The organism is Variovorax durovernensis (assembly GCF_977011995.1).
Map to the genome: position 1 here is coordinate 118,034 of NZ_CDRNCW010000001.1, position 17,056 is coordinate 135,089.

16 protein-coding genes are annotated in these 17,056 nt (G+C 67.8%); 7 read left to right on the forward strand and 9 right to left on the reverse strand.

Annotated elements, in window-relative coordinates:
- Positions 1–61: 61 nt before the first annotated feature.
- The gene (locus tag ACWV14_RS00535; RefSeq protein ID WP_081267295.1) at positions 62–484 is read right to left on the reverse strand and encodes a hotdog fold thioesterase; all 423 of its coding nucleotides are present in this window, start codon (positions 482–484) and stop codon (positions 62–64) included.
- A gap of 87 nt (positions 485–571) precedes the next feature.
- On the opposite strand from ACWV14_RS00535, the gene ACWV14_RS00540 reads away from it, so the two are divergent.
- The gene (locus ACWV14_RS00540; RefSeq protein ID WP_454901783.1) at positions 572–1,903 is read left to right on the forward strand and encodes a hypothetical protein; all 1,332 of its coding nucleotides are present in this window, start codon (positions 572–574) and stop codon (positions 1,901–1,903) included.
- Between the two features lie 5 nt (positions 1,904–1,908).
- Here the strand turns inward: ACWV14_RS00540 and ACWV14_RS00545 are convergent, their stop codons facing one another.
- Complete coding sequence (locus ACWV14_RS00545) at positions 1,909–2,691, reverse strand: crotonase/enoyl-CoA hydratase family protein (protein WP_454901784.1); 783 nt, start codon at positions 2,689–2,691, stop codon at positions 1,909–1,911.
- A 77-nt stretch (positions 2,692–2,768) separates the two neighbouring features.
- Here ACWV14_RS00545 and ACWV14_RS00550 point away from each other — a divergent pair, with 77 nt between their 5' ends.
- A complete protein-coding gene (locus ACWV14_RS00550; protein WP_454901786.1) occupies positions 2,769–3,575 on the forward strand; it encodes a PaaX family transcriptional regulator in 807 nt (268 codons plus the stop codon).
- 4 nt (positions 3,576–3,579) lie between these two features.
- Here ACWV14_RS00550 and ACWV14_RS00555 read toward each other — a convergent pair whose 3' ends face one another.
- Genes ACWV14_RS00555 through ACWV14_RS00565 form a run of 3 tightly spaced genes read right to left on the reverse strand, consistent with a single transcriptional unit; the run spans position 3,580 to position 6,725 of the window.
- Positions 3,580–4,839, reverse strand: a complete 1,260-nt coding sequence (locus ACWV14_RS00555) for an amidohydrolase family protein (RefSeq protein ID WP_454901788.1) — start codon at positions 4,837–4,839, stop codon at positions 3,580–3,582.
- Entirely contained in the window at positions 4,836–5,345 is a 510-nt protein-coding gene (locus tag ACWV14_RS00560; RefSeq protein WP_454901790.1) for a GAF domain-containing protein, read from the reverse strand. Before ACWV14_RS00560 ends, ACWV14_RS00555 begins: the two co-directional genes overlap by 4 nt.
- Positions 5,346–5,357: 12 nt before the next feature.
- Positions 5,358–6,725 (reverse strand): MFS transporter, encoded by a 1,368-nt coding sequence (locus ACWV14_RS00565; protein ID WP_422088982.1) that lies wholly within the window; start codon positions 6,723–6,725, stop codon positions 5,358–5,360.
- Positions 6,726–6,852: 127 nt separating this feature from the next.
- On the opposite strand from ACWV14_RS00565, the gene ACWV14_RS00570 reads away from it, so the two are divergent.
- Positions 6,853–7,767, forward strand: coding sequence for a LysR substrate-binding domain-containing protein (locus ACWV14_RS00570; protein WP_454901792.1), 915 nt, complete (start codon positions 6,853–6,855; stop codon positions 7,765–7,767).
- Between the two features lie 25 nt (positions 7,768–7,792).
- Here ACWV14_RS00570 and ACWV14_RS00575 read toward each other — a convergent pair whose 3' ends face one another.
- From ACWV14_RS00575 to ACWV14_RS00590, 4 genes are all read right to left on the reverse strand, one after another.
- Positions 7,793–9,607: a feruloyl-CoA synthase gene (locus ACWV14_RS00575; RefSeq protein WP_454901794.1), complete on the reverse strand. Its 1,815-nt coding sequence runs from the start codon at positions 9,605–9,607 to the stop codon at positions 7,793–7,795.
- 318 nt (positions 9,608–9,925) lie between these two features.
- Positions 9,926–10,873, reverse strand: a complete 948-nt coding sequence (locus tag ACWV14_RS00580) for a 3-hydroxyacyl-CoA dehydrogenase NAD-binding domain-containing protein (RefSeq protein WP_454901796.1) — start codon at positions 10,871–10,873, stop codon at positions 9,926–9,928.
- On the reverse strand, positions 10,870–12,078 hold the full coding sequence (locus tag ACWV14_RS00585) for an ABC transporter substrate-binding protein (protein WP_454901798.1): 1,209 nt from the start codon (positions 12,076–12,078) through the stop codon (positions 10,870–10,872). The genes ACWV14_RS00580 and ACWV14_RS00585 overlap by 4 nt, the downstream gene beginning before the upstream one ends.
- A 39-nt stretch (positions 12,079–12,117) precedes the next feature.
- On the reverse strand, positions 12,118–13,038 hold the full coding sequence (locus ACWV14_RS00590; protein ID WP_454901800.1) for a 3-keto-5-aminohexanoate cleavage protein: 921 nt from the start codon (positions 13,036–13,038) through the stop codon (positions 12,118–12,120).
- Between the two features lie 122 nt (positions 13,039–13,160).
- Between ACWV14_RS00590 and ACWV14_RS00595 the strand changes: the two genes are divergently transcribed.
- From ACWV14_RS00595 to ACWV14_RS00610, 4 genes are all read left to right on the forward strand, one after another.
- Positions 13,161–13,868, forward strand: coding sequence for a Crp/Fnr family transcriptional regulator (locus ACWV14_RS00595; RefSeq protein WP_454901802.1), 708 nt, complete (start codon positions 13,161–13,163; stop codon positions 13,866–13,868).
- Positions 13,869–14,065: 197 nt separating this feature from the next.
- On the forward strand, positions 14,066–14,962 hold the full coding sequence (locus tag ACWV14_RS00600) for a nitrilase family protein (RefSeq protein ID WP_454901804.1): 897 nt from the start codon (positions 14,066–14,068) through the stop codon (positions 14,960–14,962).
- A gap of 51 nt (positions 14,963–15,013) precedes the next feature.
- Positions 15,014–16,183 carry a substrate-binding protein gene (locus tag ACWV14_RS00605; protein ID WP_454901806.1) on the forward strand — a complete coding sequence of 390 codons (1,170 nt, stop codon included), beginning with the start codon at positions 15,014–15,016 and terminating at the stop codon, positions 16,181–16,183.
- 33 nt (positions 16,184–16,216) lie between these two features.
- On the forward strand, positions 16,217–17,050 hold the full coding sequence (locus ACWV14_RS00610) for an ABC transporter permease subunit (RefSeq protein WP_435486551.1): 834 nt from the start codon (positions 16,217–16,219) through the stop codon (positions 17,048–17,050).
- Positions 17,051–17,056 lie beyond the last annotated feature (6 nt).

Consider the following 17,056-nt stretch of genomic DNA (forward strand, 5'->3'; position numbering starts at 1 on the left):
TGATGAACCCCCGCCTGAACACCGGCACGCACCCTGCGCCGGAGAAAGAAAACCGCCGTCCTCAGCGCGGCTGCAGCACCGCCATCGTGATGCGCGAGACGCAGGTCAGCTCGCCCGCCTCGTTGGTCAGGTCGATCTGCCAGACCTGCGTGGTGCGGCCCCGGTGCACCGGCCGCGCCGTGCCGATCACCCAGCCGCTGGTGACGGAGCGGATGTGGTTCGCGTTGATGTCCAGCCCCACCGCGCGGTCGCCTTCGGGGGCGGAGTAGTGGGCGCCGCAGGAGCCCAGCGTCTCGGCCAGCACCACCGACACGCCGCCGTGCAGGATGCCGTAGGGCTGGCGGGTGCGCTCGTCGACCGGGCAGCGGGCGCGGATGAAATCGTCGCCCACCTCCAGGAACTCCATGCCCAGCGTGGAGACGGCAGTCCCGACGTGGTTGCGGGTCAGCTCCTCGACGGAGATCTCTTTTTTCCAGATACGCATTCGGTTCTTCTTTCCTGAAATAGGTGGCTAAAACTATAGCGACGGCGGCTGACATCGGCAGTCGCCTTTGCGTGTTAACTTGGATCGATGAAGCACCCTGTTCGCCGCTGGCTCCTCGGCATTGCCGCCGTCCTGGTGATCGGCGTGGGCGCCCTGGTGCTGGTGGTGCGCTCGAAACTTCCCACCGACGAAGAGGTGGCCGCGAAGATCGCCGAGGGCTTCGAGCAGCGCTTCGGCGTGCCGCTGAAGGTCGGCAGCGCCCGTTGGTCGCTGTTGCCGATGCCCATGCTGGTGTTGTCCGACGTCGCCACCGGGCAGCCTCGGCCCATCACCCTGCGGCAGGTCACGCTGCGGCTCAAGCTGGCACCGCTGCTGCACCGCGTCATTGCGCTGGACGACGTCGAGATCGAAAGCCTGGTGCTGCCCAGCGCGTCGGTGCGGGCCTTTCGCGGCAAGGGCCCCAAGCCCGTCGAGGGCGCGGCGCCCGTGGCACTGCCGGCACCCTGGACCCTGGCACCGGTGCCCGTGGAACGGGTGCGCTGGCGCGACCTGAGCTGGATCGACCGGCGCGACATTGCGCTGGCCTACGACGGCGACATCGTCTTCGACCCCCAGTGGCGCCCGCGCCAGGCCCGCGTGGAGCGCGCCGGCCTGGCATCGCCCTTGCCACCTGCGCGCCTGCGGCTGGACCGCGAAGCGGGGCAGGACCGCTGGCGCACCCGCATCGACCTGGGCGGCGGCACCTTGAACGGCGTCGCGCGCTTCGAGACCCTGGCCAACGGCAAGCTGCGCGTGTCGGCCGAGCTCGACCCGCGCCAGGTCGACATCGAAAGCCTGGTGCAGGCCTTCGACCGCCGCACCTCGGTGGCCGGCAAGGTCTCCGGCCACTCGACGCTGGTGGCCGAGGCGGGCAGCGCCGAAGAGGTCAGCGCGCTGGTCCGCAACCTGCACACCCGCACCACCTTCTCCGTGCAGCCCGCCACGCTCACCAAGCTGGACGTGGCCAAGGCAGTGAGCACCGCCGGCATCAGCCGTGGCGGCCGCACGCCGCTGGACGAGCTCACAGGCACGCTCGACACCCAGGGCACCGACAACGGCGTGGTGCTGCAGTACTCCAACCTCAAGGCCCGCTCGGGCGTGCTCACCGCGAGCGGCAGCCTGAAGCTGTTCAACCGCAAGCTCGACGGCGAGATCGCGGTGGACCTGGTCGACGGCGTGGTCGGCGTGCCGCTCAAGATAGGCGGCACCGTGAGCGACCCCGAGCTCTCGCTGACCGGCGCCGCGCTCACCGGCGCGGCCATCGGTAGCGCGGTGCTGCCGGGCGTGGGCACGGCCATCGGGGCGCGGGTGGGGCAGCAGGTGGAGAAGATGTTCGGCGGGAGCAAGCCGAAGCCGAACAAGCCCGCGCCCAGGCGCTGAGGGCTTCAGCGCCCGAACTCGCCGTGGCGGCCCGCGCCGCCGGCAAAACGCGCGGCGCCGGTTTCGCCCTCGGCAAAGACCATCGGCACGCCTTGGGCGCCTTCGCGGCGCAGCGCTTCGGCCAGCGGCATGTCCCACTGCCCGTAGGCGGAGCGGCGGTCGGCCAGCATGCATTGCTGCGGGAAGGCGGCGAGCTGGTGGGCCAGTTCCTGCGCGGCGGCCAGCGCGCGGCCGGGCGGCGTCACGCGGTTGACCAGGCCCATCGCCAGCGCCTCGGGCGCGCCCACCGGACGGCCCGAAAGAATCATGTCGAGCGCGCGCCCCATGCCCACGATGCGCGGCAGCCGAACCGTGCCGCCGTCGATCAGCGGCACGCCCCAGCGGCGGCAGAACACGCCGAACACCGCGTCGTCGTCGGCCACGCGCAGGTCGGCCAGCAGCGCGAGCTCGAGGCCGCCCGCCACCGCATAGCCGTTCACTGCCGCGATCAGCGGCTTCGACAGCGCCATGCGCGTCGGCCCCATCGGGCCGCTGCCGCCGCCTTCGGGGTCGAGCTCGTTGCGCCGGGCCGGTTCGCCCACGGCCGACAGGTCGGCGCCTGCGCAGAAGTTGCCGCCCGCGCCGGTCAGCACCGCGACGCGCAGCGCGTCGTCGGCCTCGAAGCGCTCGAAGGCCTGGCGCAGTTCGGCGGCCACGACGCCGTCGACCGCGTTGCGCTTTTCCGGGCGGTTCAGCGTGATGGTGCAGACCGTGCGGTCCACGTCGTACGTCACGTACTGCATGGCCATGTGTGCATCCTTTCGGGCTAAATTACATTAGCGATCGCTCGGCTGCATCCTAGGAAATATTTCTCTCTTTCGCAATTATGGACAAAGTATGTAATGTGCCGGTGGCCATCCCCAGCGCGCCGGAGCTGATCCTCGACCTGCTGGTGGCCGACGGCGGCACGCTGAGTTCGCAGGCGCTGTGCCGCGCGGGCGAGCTCATGGGCATCGGCGAATCGACGCTGCGCGTGGGCCTCACGCGGCTCGCGGCCGAGGGCAAGATCGCGCGCGGCGAGCGAGGCAGCTACGCGCTCAACCGCAAGGGCCCGGCGCTGTCGCGCGCAGTCGATGACTGGCGGCACAAGCAGGCGCAGACCGTCGCATGGCACGGTGACTGGCTCGCCGTGCACGACGCCGGCGTGCCGCGTGCCGACAAGACGGCCTGGCGCCACCACGCCCTGGCGCTGTCGCTGCGCGGCTTTGCGGCGCTGCGGCCGGGGCTGCACATCCGGCCCGACAACCTCGCGGGCGGGCTGGAGGGCGAGCGTGTGCAGCTTGCGGCCCTGGGGCTCTCGTCCAGCGCGCTGGTGTTCCGGCTGGCCGACCTGGACGATGCCGCGCAGGCCGCCGCGCGCAAGCTGTGGAACGTGCGCGTCCTGACGGCCGATTGCCGCCGCCTGCAGACGGGCCTGGAACGCAGCGAGAAGCGGTTGCGCACCCAGCGGCTCGAAGTGGCGACGCGCGAGTCGCTGCTGCTGGGGCGCGCCGTGATCGCGCACCTCATCCGCGATCCGCTGCTGCCGGCCGAACTCATGTCGCCCGAGCCGCGCGCCGAGCTGCTCGCCGCCACCCGCCGCTACCAGGACAAGGCACTGGTCCTCTGGCGCAAGTGGCTGGCGCTGCCGTAGCCCTTCAGTGGACGGTGCCCAGTTCGTCGAACTGCACCACGCCCTCCTTCATGACCAGCGGAATGCGCTCGCCCTGGCCCAGCAGGCAGCCGACGTCGCGCAGCGGGTTGCCGTCCACCACCAGGATGTCGGCCAGCGCGCCCGGCACCAACCGGCCCAGGCGGTCGCTCATGCCCAGCACCTCGGCCGCGACCGTCGTTGCGCTGGCGATGGCTTCGGCCGGCGACAGCACCTCGGCGCGCAGGCGGAACTCGTCGCTCTGCAGGCGCTGCGATTCGCCCAGCAGGTCGGAGCCGTAGCCCATCTTCACGCCGGCCGCCTTGTAGATCTCCAGCGAGCGCAGGCCGGCCTCGCGCACGCTGGCCACCTTGGCCACGCTTTCCGTTGGCAGCCCGAAGCTCTCGCCCTCGTTGGCCAGTGCGTCATAGGTGACGAGCGTTGGCACTACGTAGGCACCGAGCTGCGCCATGAGTTCGGCCGTGGGGGCGTCGACAAGGTTGCCATGCTCGATGGTGCGCACGCCGCAGCGCACGGCCCGTGCAATGGCTTCGGCGGTGTAGGCGTGCGCCATCACATAGGTGCCGCGCGCCTGCGCCTCGGCCACGATGGCGCGGATCTCGTCCTCGCTGTAGCCGAAGGCGCCCACCGGGTCGGTCGGCGAGGCCACGCCGCCGGAGGCCATGATCTTGATCTGGTCCGCGCCCATCTGCAGCTCTTCGCGGACGGCACGGCGCACCGCGTCCACGCCGTCGACCACGCGCGCCAGCGCACCGACGCGCACGCAGGTGGCACACGCTCCGTCGTTGCTCATCAGGTAGTCGGAGCGCGCGCGCATGTCGCCGTGCCCGCCGGTCTGGCTCAGTGCGCGGCCGGAGACGAACAGGCGAGGCCCTTGGGCCAGCCCCGATTCCACCGCCTGCTTGAACGCGAAGCCCGCGCCGCCCGCGTCGCGCACCGTGGTGAAGCCACGGCGCAGCATGCCGCGCAGCATGGGCACGCTGCGCAGCGTGATGAGCACGTTGGGCATATGCACCTGGCGCGATAGATTGAGCTCCACCGCGATCACATGCACGTGCAGGTCGATGAGGCCGGGCATCACCGTCTTGCCCTTCACGTCGATCGTGCGCGCCGAGGCGCTGTGGATCGGCTTGTCGGAGACCTCGCGGACCACGCCGTCTTCGACCAGGATGTGGTGGTCTTCCAGCAATTCGGGGCGCTGCGGGTCGAGCAGGTTGGCGTTCCTGAAAAGCACCGTGTTCGTCATGCCATGGACTCCTTGGTCTGTTGCGCCATCACGGCCGGCAGCGCCAGTTGCGCGAACACGCGCGCGAGTTCGACGTGCCCGGTGTCGTACCAGTTTTCCTCGTGCAGCATGTTGAGCGTGCCCAGCGTCTCGCCGCGCCAGCGCAGCGGAATGTTCAGCACGCTGCGGCAGCCCAGCGAAACGATGAGTTCGTGGTCGTAGAACACGTCGCGCAGGTCGTCGGCGTTGCGGCCGATGTAGGGCAGGCCGCGCTGCATCACCTGCTGCATCCACGGCGAATCGGTGATCGGCTTGCGCCCGCCCACCGGGTAGGCCTCGCGCATGTTGGTGTAGATGCGTTCCGACTCGCGCGCCTCGCGGTGGTGCACCAGGATGGTGAAGAGCCTGTGGCCGATGGTCGCGGCCACCGCCTGCTCGAGTGCGTCGAAGGTGGCCTGGGGTTGTTGCGTGTCGGCGTGCGCGCGCGCGACGGCCGACAGCGATTCATCGAGAAGCTTGGGTTGCATGGATGCTCTGAGTCAGGAAAGTTCGGCTGCCGCAATGTCTTCCAGCGACCGGCCGCGCGTCGGGATGCCCATGAAGGTGACGGCCGCCGCGCCCAGCAGCAGCACTGCCGTCGTCATGCCGAACACGCCCGCGAAGCCCAGCGCCGGATAGATGAAGCCGACCAGGATCGGCGCCGTGATGCCGCCGATGCGCCCGATGGCCGACGCCAGGCCGGAGCCGGTCGCGCGCACCTGTGTCGGAAAAACCTCCGGCGTGTAGGCATAGACGCCCGCATAGGTGCCGTTCATGAAGAAGGACAGCAGTACGCCCGCCGCCATGATCTGCCCGTCGCTGTGCGTGAAGGCCAGGCCCAGCGCGGAGAGCCCACCCAGCAGCATGTAGCTCACGATGGTGGCCTGCCGGCCGATCTTCTCGTTGAGCCACGCGGCCGAGAAGTAGCCCGGAATCTGCGCGAGGTAGATCACCAGCGAGTAGCCGAAGCTCTTGGTGATCGTCATGCCGTTCTGGATCAGCAGGCTCGGAATCCAGGTGAAGAACGAGTAGTAGCTGAAGGTGATCGCCAGCCACATCAGCCAGGTCATGGTGCTGATGCGGATGAGCTTGGCGGAGACCAGCGTGGCGTAGTTCTTCAGCAGGCTGCCGCGGCTGTTGCTGGGCGGCGGCGCGGCCACGTCTTCCGCGTTGAGCGCGGGCAGCGCAAGGCCGCGCTGCGCGGCGTCGGCCTCCATGGCGTCCACGATGGTCCCGGCCTCGGCCTGCCGCCCCTGGCTTTCCAGCCAGCGCGGAGATTCAGGCAGCGCGCGGCGCCACCACAGCAGCAGCAGCACCGGCATCGCGGTGATGAAGATGACGATGCGCCATCCTTGCGGGTGCGCCGGCACGATGAAATAGCCCAGCAGCGCCGCCGCCACGAAGCCGAACGAGAAGAAGCCCGCCAGCGCGCCGGTGAAGGTGCCCCGGTAGCGGCGCGCCACGAACTCCGACAGGTAGGGCGCGATGATCGCGCTTTCGGCGCCGGCGCCGAAGCCGGCCACGATGCGCAGCCCGAGGAACACCGTCCAGCTGTCGACCATGCCGCTGAAGAGCGACGCCACGCAGTAGATCGCCAGCGCCGACATCATCACCACGCGCCGCCCGAACAAGTCGCCGCAGGTGCCGGATGCGAGAGCGCCGAAGAAGAAGCCGATGAAGTTCGCGCTGGCCAGCACGCCGATCTGCACGCTGCTGAGCCCCCATTCGGTGCGCAGCACCGGCAGCACGAAGGCGATCACCGCGGCGTCCATCGCGTCGAAGGTGTAGCCCAGTCCTCCCATGAGGAGCAGGCGCCGATGGAAACCGGAGAACGGCAGGCGCTCGATGCGGGCCGACAGCATGGTCATGTGAATCCCTCGACTTCGGTGGTGCAGAGAAGCGGCAGATCGTAGGATCGGGAGGGATATCACGACAAATTTATATGCGTGATTGTGTTTATTGATCCAGTGAATGAATGGACGAAGAGGACGCGCGATGAACTACCGCAATGCCGACCTCAACCTGCTGAAGGTGTTCGAGGCCCTCATGACCGAGGGCAACGTCACGCGCGCGGCCAGCAAGCTGTCATTGACGCAGCCCGCGGTCAGCAACGCGCTGCGCCGGCTGCGCGACACCTTCGACGATCCGCTCTTCGTGCGCAGCGGCGTGGGCGTCAACCCGACGCGGCGCGCCATCGACCTGTGGGAGCCGCTGTCGCAGTCGCTGCACGCGATCCGCGCGACGATGGACGTCGAGCAGTTCGACGCGCTGCGCAGCACCGCGAGCGTGAGCATCGCCATGTCCGACTACGTGGCCTCCATCGTGGTGCCGCGGCTGGCGCAACGGCTGGGCAAGGTCGCGCCTTCGATGCAGGTCCATGCCATTCCGAACACGCTGGTCGACTTCGGCCCGGTGCTGGCCGACAACAAGGCCGACTTCGCGATCAGCGTCTACAACGAGGAGGTGCGGCGGCCGGCGTTCCTCAAGTCACGGGCGCTGTGGTCGCCCGATTTCGTCTGCATCATGCGTGCCGGCCACCCGCTGGCGCGCGCGGAAAGGATTCCGCTGAAGAAGTTTCTTGCCGCACGCCATGTGGACGTGAGCCTGGTCGGCAAGACCACGCCGACCTACGACCTGTTCCTGCGCAGCCGGGGACTGCAGCGCAACCTGGTCGCAACGGTGAACCACTACGGCGCGGCATACGAAGTGGTGCGCCGCTCCGACCTGATCGCCGTGCTGCCATGGTCCGAGAAGTTCGAGCCTCCGCGCCTGACCGGCTTGCGCAAGATGCCCGTGCCGCTGGAGGCGCCGCCGCGCATCATCGAGCTGTTCTGGCACCAGCGCAACGAGACCTCGGGGCTGCACCGCTGGCTGAAGAACACGCTGCTGGAGCTGTTCGAGCAGGCCTGAGCATTTGCCTGCCCTCGCCGGGCAATCAGGCGCCGATCCGTACCACCTGCGTATCGCCCGCAGGTACGCGAGCGTGCAGCCGTTCCACCTCGGCCGCGCGCCGCGTCAGCACCGCGCGCTGGTTGATGTAGCCCTTGTCGGTGATCTCGCCCGCATCGAGGCTCGGCGGCTCCGCCAGCACCAGCGCGCAGGCCGGGCACTGCGAGGAGCCCGCGCCCTCGTCGCGCAGCGAACGCAGCACGCCGGCGATGCGCTCGCCCATGGCCTCCGGCGGCAGCGCGGCGCCTTGCGGGCTCGCGAATACCAGCATGCCGATCTCGTCGCGGTCGTGGCCGGTGAGCACCACGTCCTGCGCATGCGGCGCGAGCATCGACACCAGCTTCACGCGCAGCGTGCCCACCGACACCCAGGTGCCGCTGGAGAGCTTGAAGTCTTCCGCCACGCGGCCGTTGAAGATCACGCCGTGCGCGGGCTGCGCCGGGTTCGCGAGATAGCCGGCATCGCCGATGCGGTAGTAGCCTTCTGCGTCGAAGGCATCGGCGGTTTCGCGCGGCGCGTCGCGATAACCGGGGAACACCGAGACACCCTTGACGCGCATCTCCAGCTTCTCGCCGTTGGGCACGAACTTCAGCTCCAGCCCAGGCAGCGGCGCGCCGATGCAGCCGGCCCCGTCGAGCTTCCAGTGCGCGGAGGTGATGGCGGGCGAAGTCTCCGTCGCGCCCCATGAGGTGGTGAGCCACAACGGCCGCGTGGGCCGCACGCGCTTCGCCACGGCTTCGAGCCGCTGCCATGTGGAAGGCGCGAGCGCCGCCGCCGCGTAGAACGCGAGCCGCAGCCGCGAGAAAACCTCGGCGGCCAGCGCGTCGTCGGCTTCGAGAAAAGGCAGCAGCATGTCGAAGCCGCGCGGGACGTTGAACAGCAGCGTGGGCTTCACCTCGCGCAGGTTGCGCACGGTCTTCTCGATCAGGCCCGGCGCGGGCCGGCCCTCGTCGATATAGAGCGCGCCGCCGTGGCACAGCACCATGTGCAGGTTGTGGTTGCCGCCGAAGGTGTGGCTCCAGGGCAGCCAGTCGACCAGCACCGGCGCCTCTTGCGCGAGGAAGCGCCAGGTCTGCGCCATCATCTGCTGGTTGGCGCACAGCATGCGGTGGGTGTTGATGACCACCTTGGGCTTGCCGGTGGAGCCGGAGGTCAGCAGGTACTTGGCGTGCGTGTCGGGCAGCACGTTGGCGAAGGCCTGCATGACTGCGGGCGTCTCTTGTACCGCGAGCAACTGTTCGAACGCGATTGCGCCCGGATGCGCATCGGCATTGCGGCTGAACACCGTGACCGCATCCAAGCCGCAGCCAGCGAGCGAGCCGCCATAGACCCTGGCGTCCGATGCATAGATGAGTGCCGGCTTCAGCGCCTGCAGCATGCCGTGCAGCCGCGACGGGTCTTTCGCCATGCGCGAGTAGGCGCTGGAAAGCGAGCAAGCGGTGTGGCCCACGTGCATGGCCGCGAGCATCAGCACCGCGTGGTCGATGGCGTTGTCCGAGAGGATCACCACCGGTTGGGTTGCAGGCAGCTTCATGTCGAGCAGCGCCTGCGCGACGGAGCCCACGGCCTGTCGCAATGCACGGTAGTCGAGCTTGCGCCAGCCTTCGCCGGTCTCGTCGCGCTCGGCAAGCGCCAGCGCGTCGGGTGTCTCGCGCGCCCAGCGTTCTATCCATTCACCGATGCAGCGCGCATAGGGCTTCAGCGCCACCGGCGAGCGCAGCGCGAAAGAGCCGTCGTCGAAGTCGATGCGTACCGTGCGGGGTGGGGCGATCAGGTTTTCGTCGTTGAGGAAGTCGGTCATTTTTTGTTCCGGGTTTTGTTCGGGGTGCGTGCACAGGCCACCGGGTACTCCCCTCCGCGAATGTCCCCCGGCCTGCGGCCTCCTCCTTTATTTCGCTGCGGGGAGCACCCGGTGCCCTGTGCACAACGAGCGCGGCTCTCGTGCTGGCCGATCAACGACCGCTCTGTACAACGATCACGCCGATGGGGTGCCTTGCGCAGCGAAATAAAGGAGGAGGGCGAAGCCCGGGGGACATTCGCGGAGCAAGGTACCCCGTCGGCGTGAGCGCGCCCCGAACAAGCCGCTCACAGCACGACAAGAGCCAAGCAAGGCCTCGACCTATTCAAGCTTGCCGCTATCAGCCTTCGCGCGAATCAGGTCTGACAGCAGGGTGTCGCGCACCGTTTCGAGGTCCGCCGTGCGGCGTTGCCCCAGCTCCTCGTCCACACCTTCCTTCACCTTCTGCTTCAGCTCCGCCGTCATCGACGGCGCGCCCAGGTCCTTCCACCAGTCCTCGATCGGTCCGCCCAGATGCGCCAGCACATGCTCGATGCCGCCCACGCCACCCGACAGGTGCAGGTTCATGAACGGTCCCATCACCGCCCAGCGCAAGCCGGGGCCGTGCGCGATGGCCGTGTCGATGTCGGCCACGCTCGCCACGCCTTCATTGACCAGGTGAAAGGCCTCACGCCACAACGCAGCCTGCAACCGGTTCGCGATGTGGCCCTTGACCTCGCGCTTCACGTGGATCGGCCGCTTGCCGATGGCCGCATAGAACGCCATCGTGCGTTCGATGGCCTCGGCCGAAGTTTGCTCGCCGCCGATCACCTCCACCAGCGGAATCAGGTGCGGCGGGTTGAACGGATGCCCCAGCACCACGCGTTGCGGATGCGCGCAGCCCGACTGCACGCCGCTGATCGCCAGGCCCGATGAACTCGACGCAAGGATGGTCTCCGGCGGCGCCGCTGCGTCCATGCGGCGGAACAGGTCGATCTTGAAATCCATGCGCTCGGGGCCGTTCTCCTGCACGAAGTCGGCCACCGACACGGCGTCTTCCAGGCTGTCGTGAAAGCGCAGCCGGTCGACCGAAGCACCCGGCGCCAGGCCGAAGCGCTCCAGCGTGGGCCAGTGCTGCGCCACCGCCGCGCGCAGCCGCTCTTCGGCTCCGGGCGACGGATCGGTCGCGTTCACGTCCAGGCCATGCGCCAGAAAGTACGCGGCCCAGCTTGCCCCGATCACGCCGGTGCCGACCACCGCCACGCGCTTCACGTCCAGGAATGTGCTCATGTCGATTTCCACCGCGTGCAGCGGCTCTCCGCCTTGGTCGTCCATGCGGCCTCGCCGCGGATCGGCTCGACCACCTTGTAATAGTCCCATGGCTCCTTCGACTCGGCCGGTGTCTTCACCTGCATCAGGTGCATGTCGTGCACCATCAGCCCGTCGTCGCGCAGCCAGCCGCCCTTGACGAACATGTCGTTGAACTTCGTCTTGCGCAGTTGCGCCATCACCTTGTCGGCATCGTCGCTGCCCGCGGCCTTCACCGCCTGCAGGTACTGCAGCGCGGCAGAGTAGTCGCCGGCATGGAAGGAGGAGGGCATGCGCTTGTGCTTGTCGAAGAAGCGGCGCGACCACTCGCGCGACTCGGGGCTCTGGTTCCAATACCAGCTGTCGGTGAGGTACATGCCCTGCGATGTCTTCAGGCCCAGCGCATGCACGTCGTTGATGGTGATGATCATGCCCGCCAGCTTCATGTTCTTGCCAAGGCCGAACTCCGCGGCCGACTTGATGGCGTTCACCGTGTCGCCGCCCGCGTTGGCGAGAGCCAGCACCTGCGCCTTCGAGTTCTGTGCCTGCAGCATGAAGGACGAGAAATCGCTCGCGCCCAGCGGGTGCTTGACCGAACCCGCGACCGTGCCGCCGCTTGCCAGCACGGTCTTGGTCGCGTCGTTCTGCAGCGCCGCGCCGAAAGCGTAGTCGGCCGCCACGAAGTACCAGCTCTTGCCGCCGGCCTTGACCACCGCGCTTGCCGTGCCGCGGGCCATGGCCACCGTGTCGTAGGCGTAGTGCACCGTGTAGGGCGAGCAGTACTCGTTGGTGAGGCTCGACGCACCCGAGCCCACCACGAAGTACGGCTTCTTCTTGTCCGCCGCCACGCCGGCCATGGCAATGGCCGCGCCCGAGTTGACGCCGCCGATCAGCATGTCGACCTTCTGCACGTCGAACCATTCGCGAGCCTTGGCGGCGGCGATGTCGGGCTTGTTCTGGTGGTCGGCCGTGACCAGCTCGATCTTCTTGCCGCCGATGGCGCCTCCCATGTCCGCGATGGCCATGCGGATGGCCTCGGCGCCGGCCGGACCGTCGTAGTCGCGGTAGATGCCCGACATATCGCTGATGAAGCCGATGCGGATCACGTCGTCGGACACCTGGGCCGAGGCGCTCGCGGCGAACGCGGTGCCGAGCGCCAGGGCCAGTGCTGTGCGGGATAGGTTCATGTGCTCTTGTCTCCGTTCGTTGTTCTTGTGAGTGCCGGTTCAGCCCAATGCGAACTCGGGCCGCGGCGTGCCCGTGCGCGGCAGGCCCATCATCTGGCGTGCCTCTGCCGGAGTGGCCACTTCCATGTCTAGCTCGCGGATCACCCGCACGATGCGTTCGGTGAGCTGTACGTTGGTGGCCAGCTCGCCCTGGCGGAAGTAGAGGTTGTCTTCCAGGCCCACGCGCGCATGGCCGCCCAGCAGCAGCGCCGCCACGTTGGCTTCGAGCTGCGAGGGGCCGATGCCGCTCACGCAGAAGATGCTGCCCTTGGGCAGGGTGTCGACCATCATCTGCAGGAAGCGCGGCGAGTACGGCATCGCGTTCTGGAAGTTGCGGTGCACGTTCATCACCAGGTTGATGAAGTAGGGCTCGTCGTCGTGGCCTTCCTGGATCAGCGTGGTCGTGTCCTGCAGGATGTGCGTGGGGCTGAACACCTCCCACTCGGGCTTGATGCCGCGCGCCTTCATGCCGGCGGCCAGCTCGCGGCCCCGGGTGATGGGCGTGTCCATCAGGATCTGCTTGCCCTCGAAGCTCAGGTTGAGCGTGGTCGCGTCGAGCGTGCACATCTCGGCGCCGGCATCCATGCCCTTGATGCGTTCTTCCCAGGCAATCTCCCAGCGGTCGCCGGCCAGCGGCTTCACCATGTCGCCGTGCACGCCGCCGCCGGTGGAGTTGTTGATGACGATGTCGCTGCCGCCCGCGCGGATGCGGCTGTTGATGTCGCGGTACACGTCGGCATTGCATGTGGCGCCGTCGTCGGGGCGGCGGGCGTGGATGGCCACCACGCTGGCGCCGGCGTTCCAGCAGCGCAGCACGTCGGCGGCAATCTCCGCGGGCTGGGTGGGGAGGTGGGGGTTCTGCGACTTGTGCGCCATGCCGCCGGTGGGGGCGATGGTCACGATCACTTTGCGCTTCGACATGCGATTTCTCCTGTGGGAAGCGCGCTATTATTTTTGGCTGCCGTCACCCGGGCAGTCATTGCGATGACATTTGGGATCAGGGTTTACGAGGCGCGGCCCGTCCGCGCAGGAGCTTTCATTTCATGCCCACCACGAAGCCGGCCATCAAGGCGGCATCGCTGACCATCCCCCAGCTGCTGCAAGGCTCGGCCTGGTTCCCGCTGCTCGACGTGGCCGCGGGCGAGCGTGTGCTCGACGAGATGCGCGAGGTCGAGGTGGCGCCCGGTGCCGCGCTGTGCCGGCGCGGCGACACGCCGGCGCACTGGTACGGCACGCTCGAAGGGCTGCTCAAGTGGTCGATCACCTCGAGCGACGGGCGCTCGGTGACGCTGGGCGGGCTGTCGGTGGGCAGCTGGTTCGGCGAGGGCACGCTGCTGCGCGCGCTGCCGCGTTCGGCCGACATCATTGCGCTGCGGCCCAGCCGCGTGGCGCAGCTGCCGCTGGAGACCTTCGAGTGGCTGCACCGCACGCAGCGCGGCTTCGACCATTTCCTGCTGCAGCAGATCAACGAACGGCTGCACTGGTTCATGGGCAGCTATGCGGCGCACCGGCTGCTCGATGCTGACAGCCAGGTGGCGCGCGCGCTGGCCGGGCTGTTCCACCCGTGGCTGCACCCGGGCAGCGAGCCGCACCTGCAGACCTCTCAGGAAGAAATCGCCAACCTGTCGGGCGTGTCGCGACAGCGCTGCAATGCGGCGCTGAACCGGCTGAAGGAAGCGGGTTTTCTTCGCATCGAGTACGGGGGGATCACCGTGATCGACCTCGAAGGGTTGCGGCGCTTCATCGAATAGAGCCCCGAACAAGGTCCCGACGGCCCGCGGAAAATTCCGTTTGACACGCCCGAAACCTTCTCCTATTCTCCGGCCTCACGTCAGCACTCGGCCTTGAGTGCGGCGGGCAGCAACATTGCTGCTTCACATACCGGCTATGAAAGCCCTCGAACAACGCGCAAGCGGGGTCGAGGGCTTTTTTGCGTTTTGGAGCTCAGATGGCAACAGTGGATGGACTTTCAGCGAGCCCGGCATTCCCGGACTTGATCGTGGCGAGCGTGCAGATGGCGCCGCGCGTCGGGCATACGGCGGCGAACGTCGAGCGGTCGGTGCGGCAGATCGAAGAAGCGGCGGCACAAGGTGCGTCGATCGTCGTACTGCCCGAACTGGCCAACAGCGGCTATGTGTTCGCGAGCCGCGCCGAGGCCTTCTCGCTGGCCGAGCCCGTGCCCGACGGGCCCAGCACGCAGGCCTGGGCCGAGGTGGCGCAGCGGTGCAAGGTTCACGTGGTTGCAGGCATCGCCGAACGCACGGGCGACCGCCTGTACAACGCCGCCGTGGTGCTGGGCCCCAATGGCTGGCTCGGCACCTACCGAAAGCTGCACCTCTGGGGCGACGAGCATCTGTTCTTCGAGTCCGGCGACAAGGGGCTGCCGGTGTTCCACACCGAGCTGGGCCGACTGGGCGTGTTGATCTGCTACGACGGATGGTTCCCCGAGACGTACCGCCTGCTCGCGATGCAGGGTGTCGACATCGTCTGCATGCCCACCAACTGGGTGCCCATGCCCGAGCAGCCGGCGGACCGGCCGGCCATGGCGACCACGCTGGCCATGGCCAATGCCCACAGCAACGGACTGAACATCGTTTGCGCGAACCGGGTCGGCACCGAGCGGGGCCAGCCTTTCGTCGGGCAGAGCCTCATCGTGGGTGCGCAGGGGTGGCCGCTGGCCGGGCCCGCCTCGCACGACGCCGAGGAAATTCTCTATGCCCGCATCAACCTCAAGGCCTCGCGCCGGGCTCGCCACCTGAACGCGTTCAACGACGTGCTGCGCGACCGGCGCGACGACATCTACGACCCGATGCTGGGCACGGGCTGGCCGTTGCCGCGGCACTGAGCCGACGGCTCCCTTCGATTTCTCAACCTGAACCCCTCGAGGATTTTGACCATGAAAAAACTGACATCCCTCCTGTGCAGCGGCACGCTGGTCGGCACCGCCGCGCTGGTCCTGACCCTGAATGCCCAAGCAGCCGATCCGATCCGCATCGGCGTGGCCGTCGGCCTGTCGGGCGCGAACAGCGTGGTCGCGCCTGCCGTCGTGCAGTCGTCGCAGCTGGCGGTCGAGCAGATCAACGCGGCCGGCGGCATTCTCGGGCGCAAGGTCGAGCTGGAGATCGTGGACGACGCCTCGGGCGCGGTGGGCGCGCAGAAGGCCTTCGATACGCTGGTCTTCCAGAAGAAGGTGCAGGCCATCATCGCCATGGAGACCAGCGCCGCGCGCAATGCCGCGCTGCCCGTGGTCACCAAAGGCAAGATTCCCTACATCTACACCTCGTTCTATGAAGGCCGCTCGTGCAACCCCTGGATGTACGTGAACGGTTGGGTGCCCGAGCAACAGGTTGCCCCGATGGTCGATTACTTTGCGAACGCCAAGAGCGCAAAGAACTTCTTCCTGGTCGGCAACGACTACGCCTTTGGCCGCGGCATGCTGGAGTTCACGAAGAAGTACATCGAGAAGAAGGGCGGCAAGGTCGTCGGCGAGGAGTATCTGCCGATCGACGGCAGCGACTGGACCTCGGTGGTTTCCAAGATCCGCTCGGTGAAGCCCGATGCGCTGATCAGCGCGACAGCCGGCGGCGCGCCCAATGTTTCCCTGGCCAAGCAGCTCAAGGGCGCGGGCCTCACGCTGCCCTACGGCAACCTCGCGATCGACGAAGGCACGGCAAAGACGATGGGCGACGTGGCCACGGGCCTGTACATGTCGGCCTCGTACCTCACCGGCATCGACACGCCGCAGAACAAGGAATTCATCGCCGCGATGACGAAGAAGTTCGGCGCCGACCTGAAGACGCCCAACGAGCTTTCCGAACCCCAGTACGAAGCGTTCTTCCTGTACAAGGCGGCGGTCGAGAAGGTGGGCTCGACGGACTCGGCCAAAGTGACGCAGGCGCTGGGCGAGGTGTCGTACACCGGCCCGCGCGGTGCGGTCGCAATGAACAGCAGCCGTCACACGCAGCTGTCGATGCGGCTGGGGCACGTGCAGGCCGACGGATCGATCCAGATCCTGGAGACTTTCAAGAACGTCGATCCGGGTGCACAGTGCCCGAACCTCAAGTAACCGCGTTCGTCACCGCACGCTGAAGACCTTTCCATGGTGCTACTGCTGGACCTGCTCACTACCGCGGCGATGCTGTTCGTCGTCACCGCCGGGCTGATGATGATTTTCGGGGTCATGAAGATCGTCAATTTCGCGCACGGCGCATTGCTCACGCTGGGCGGCTACGCCAGCTATGTCGTGACGCAACTCAAGCTCGACCCCTGGCTGAGCTGGCCGCTCGCGCTGGTCGCGGGCGTGGCCGCGGGCATGCTGGTGGAGTGGCTGATCGTCAAGCCGCTCTACAAGCGGCCGCTCGACGCCATCCTCGCGACCTGGGGCCTGGGCATCGTCATCGGCCAGCTGATCGTGATGGGCTTCGGGCGCGAGGTGCAGTTCGTCGACGCGCCGCTGTCGGGCACCTGGTCGGTGTTCGGCGTCGACTACTCGGCCTACCGCCTGCTGCTGGTGCCGATCGCCGTCGCGCTGTGCCTGTTGCTCACGGCGCTGCTGAACGGCACGCGCTTCGGCATCCGCACGCGCGCGGTGATCATGAACGAGGAACTGGCCAGCGGCCTGGGCATTCATGCCGGCCGCGTGCGGTTCATCACCTTCAGCCTGGGCGCGGGCTTGGGCACCCTGGCCGGCACGATGATCACGCCGCTGTCCAGCGTCGATCCGAACATGGGCCTGCCGTGGCTGGTGAGTGCGTTCATGCTGGTCATGGTGTCGGGCCATTCGATGCTGAGCCTCCTGGCGACCTGCCTGGTGTTCGGTGCCTGCCAGGTGCTGGTCAGCACCTATGCAAACCCGGTGCTGGGCGGCCTGACCATCGCGGTGCTTGCGGCCGTGACGCTGCGCATCCGTCCGAAGGGGTTTGCCCGTGGCTGAAACCGC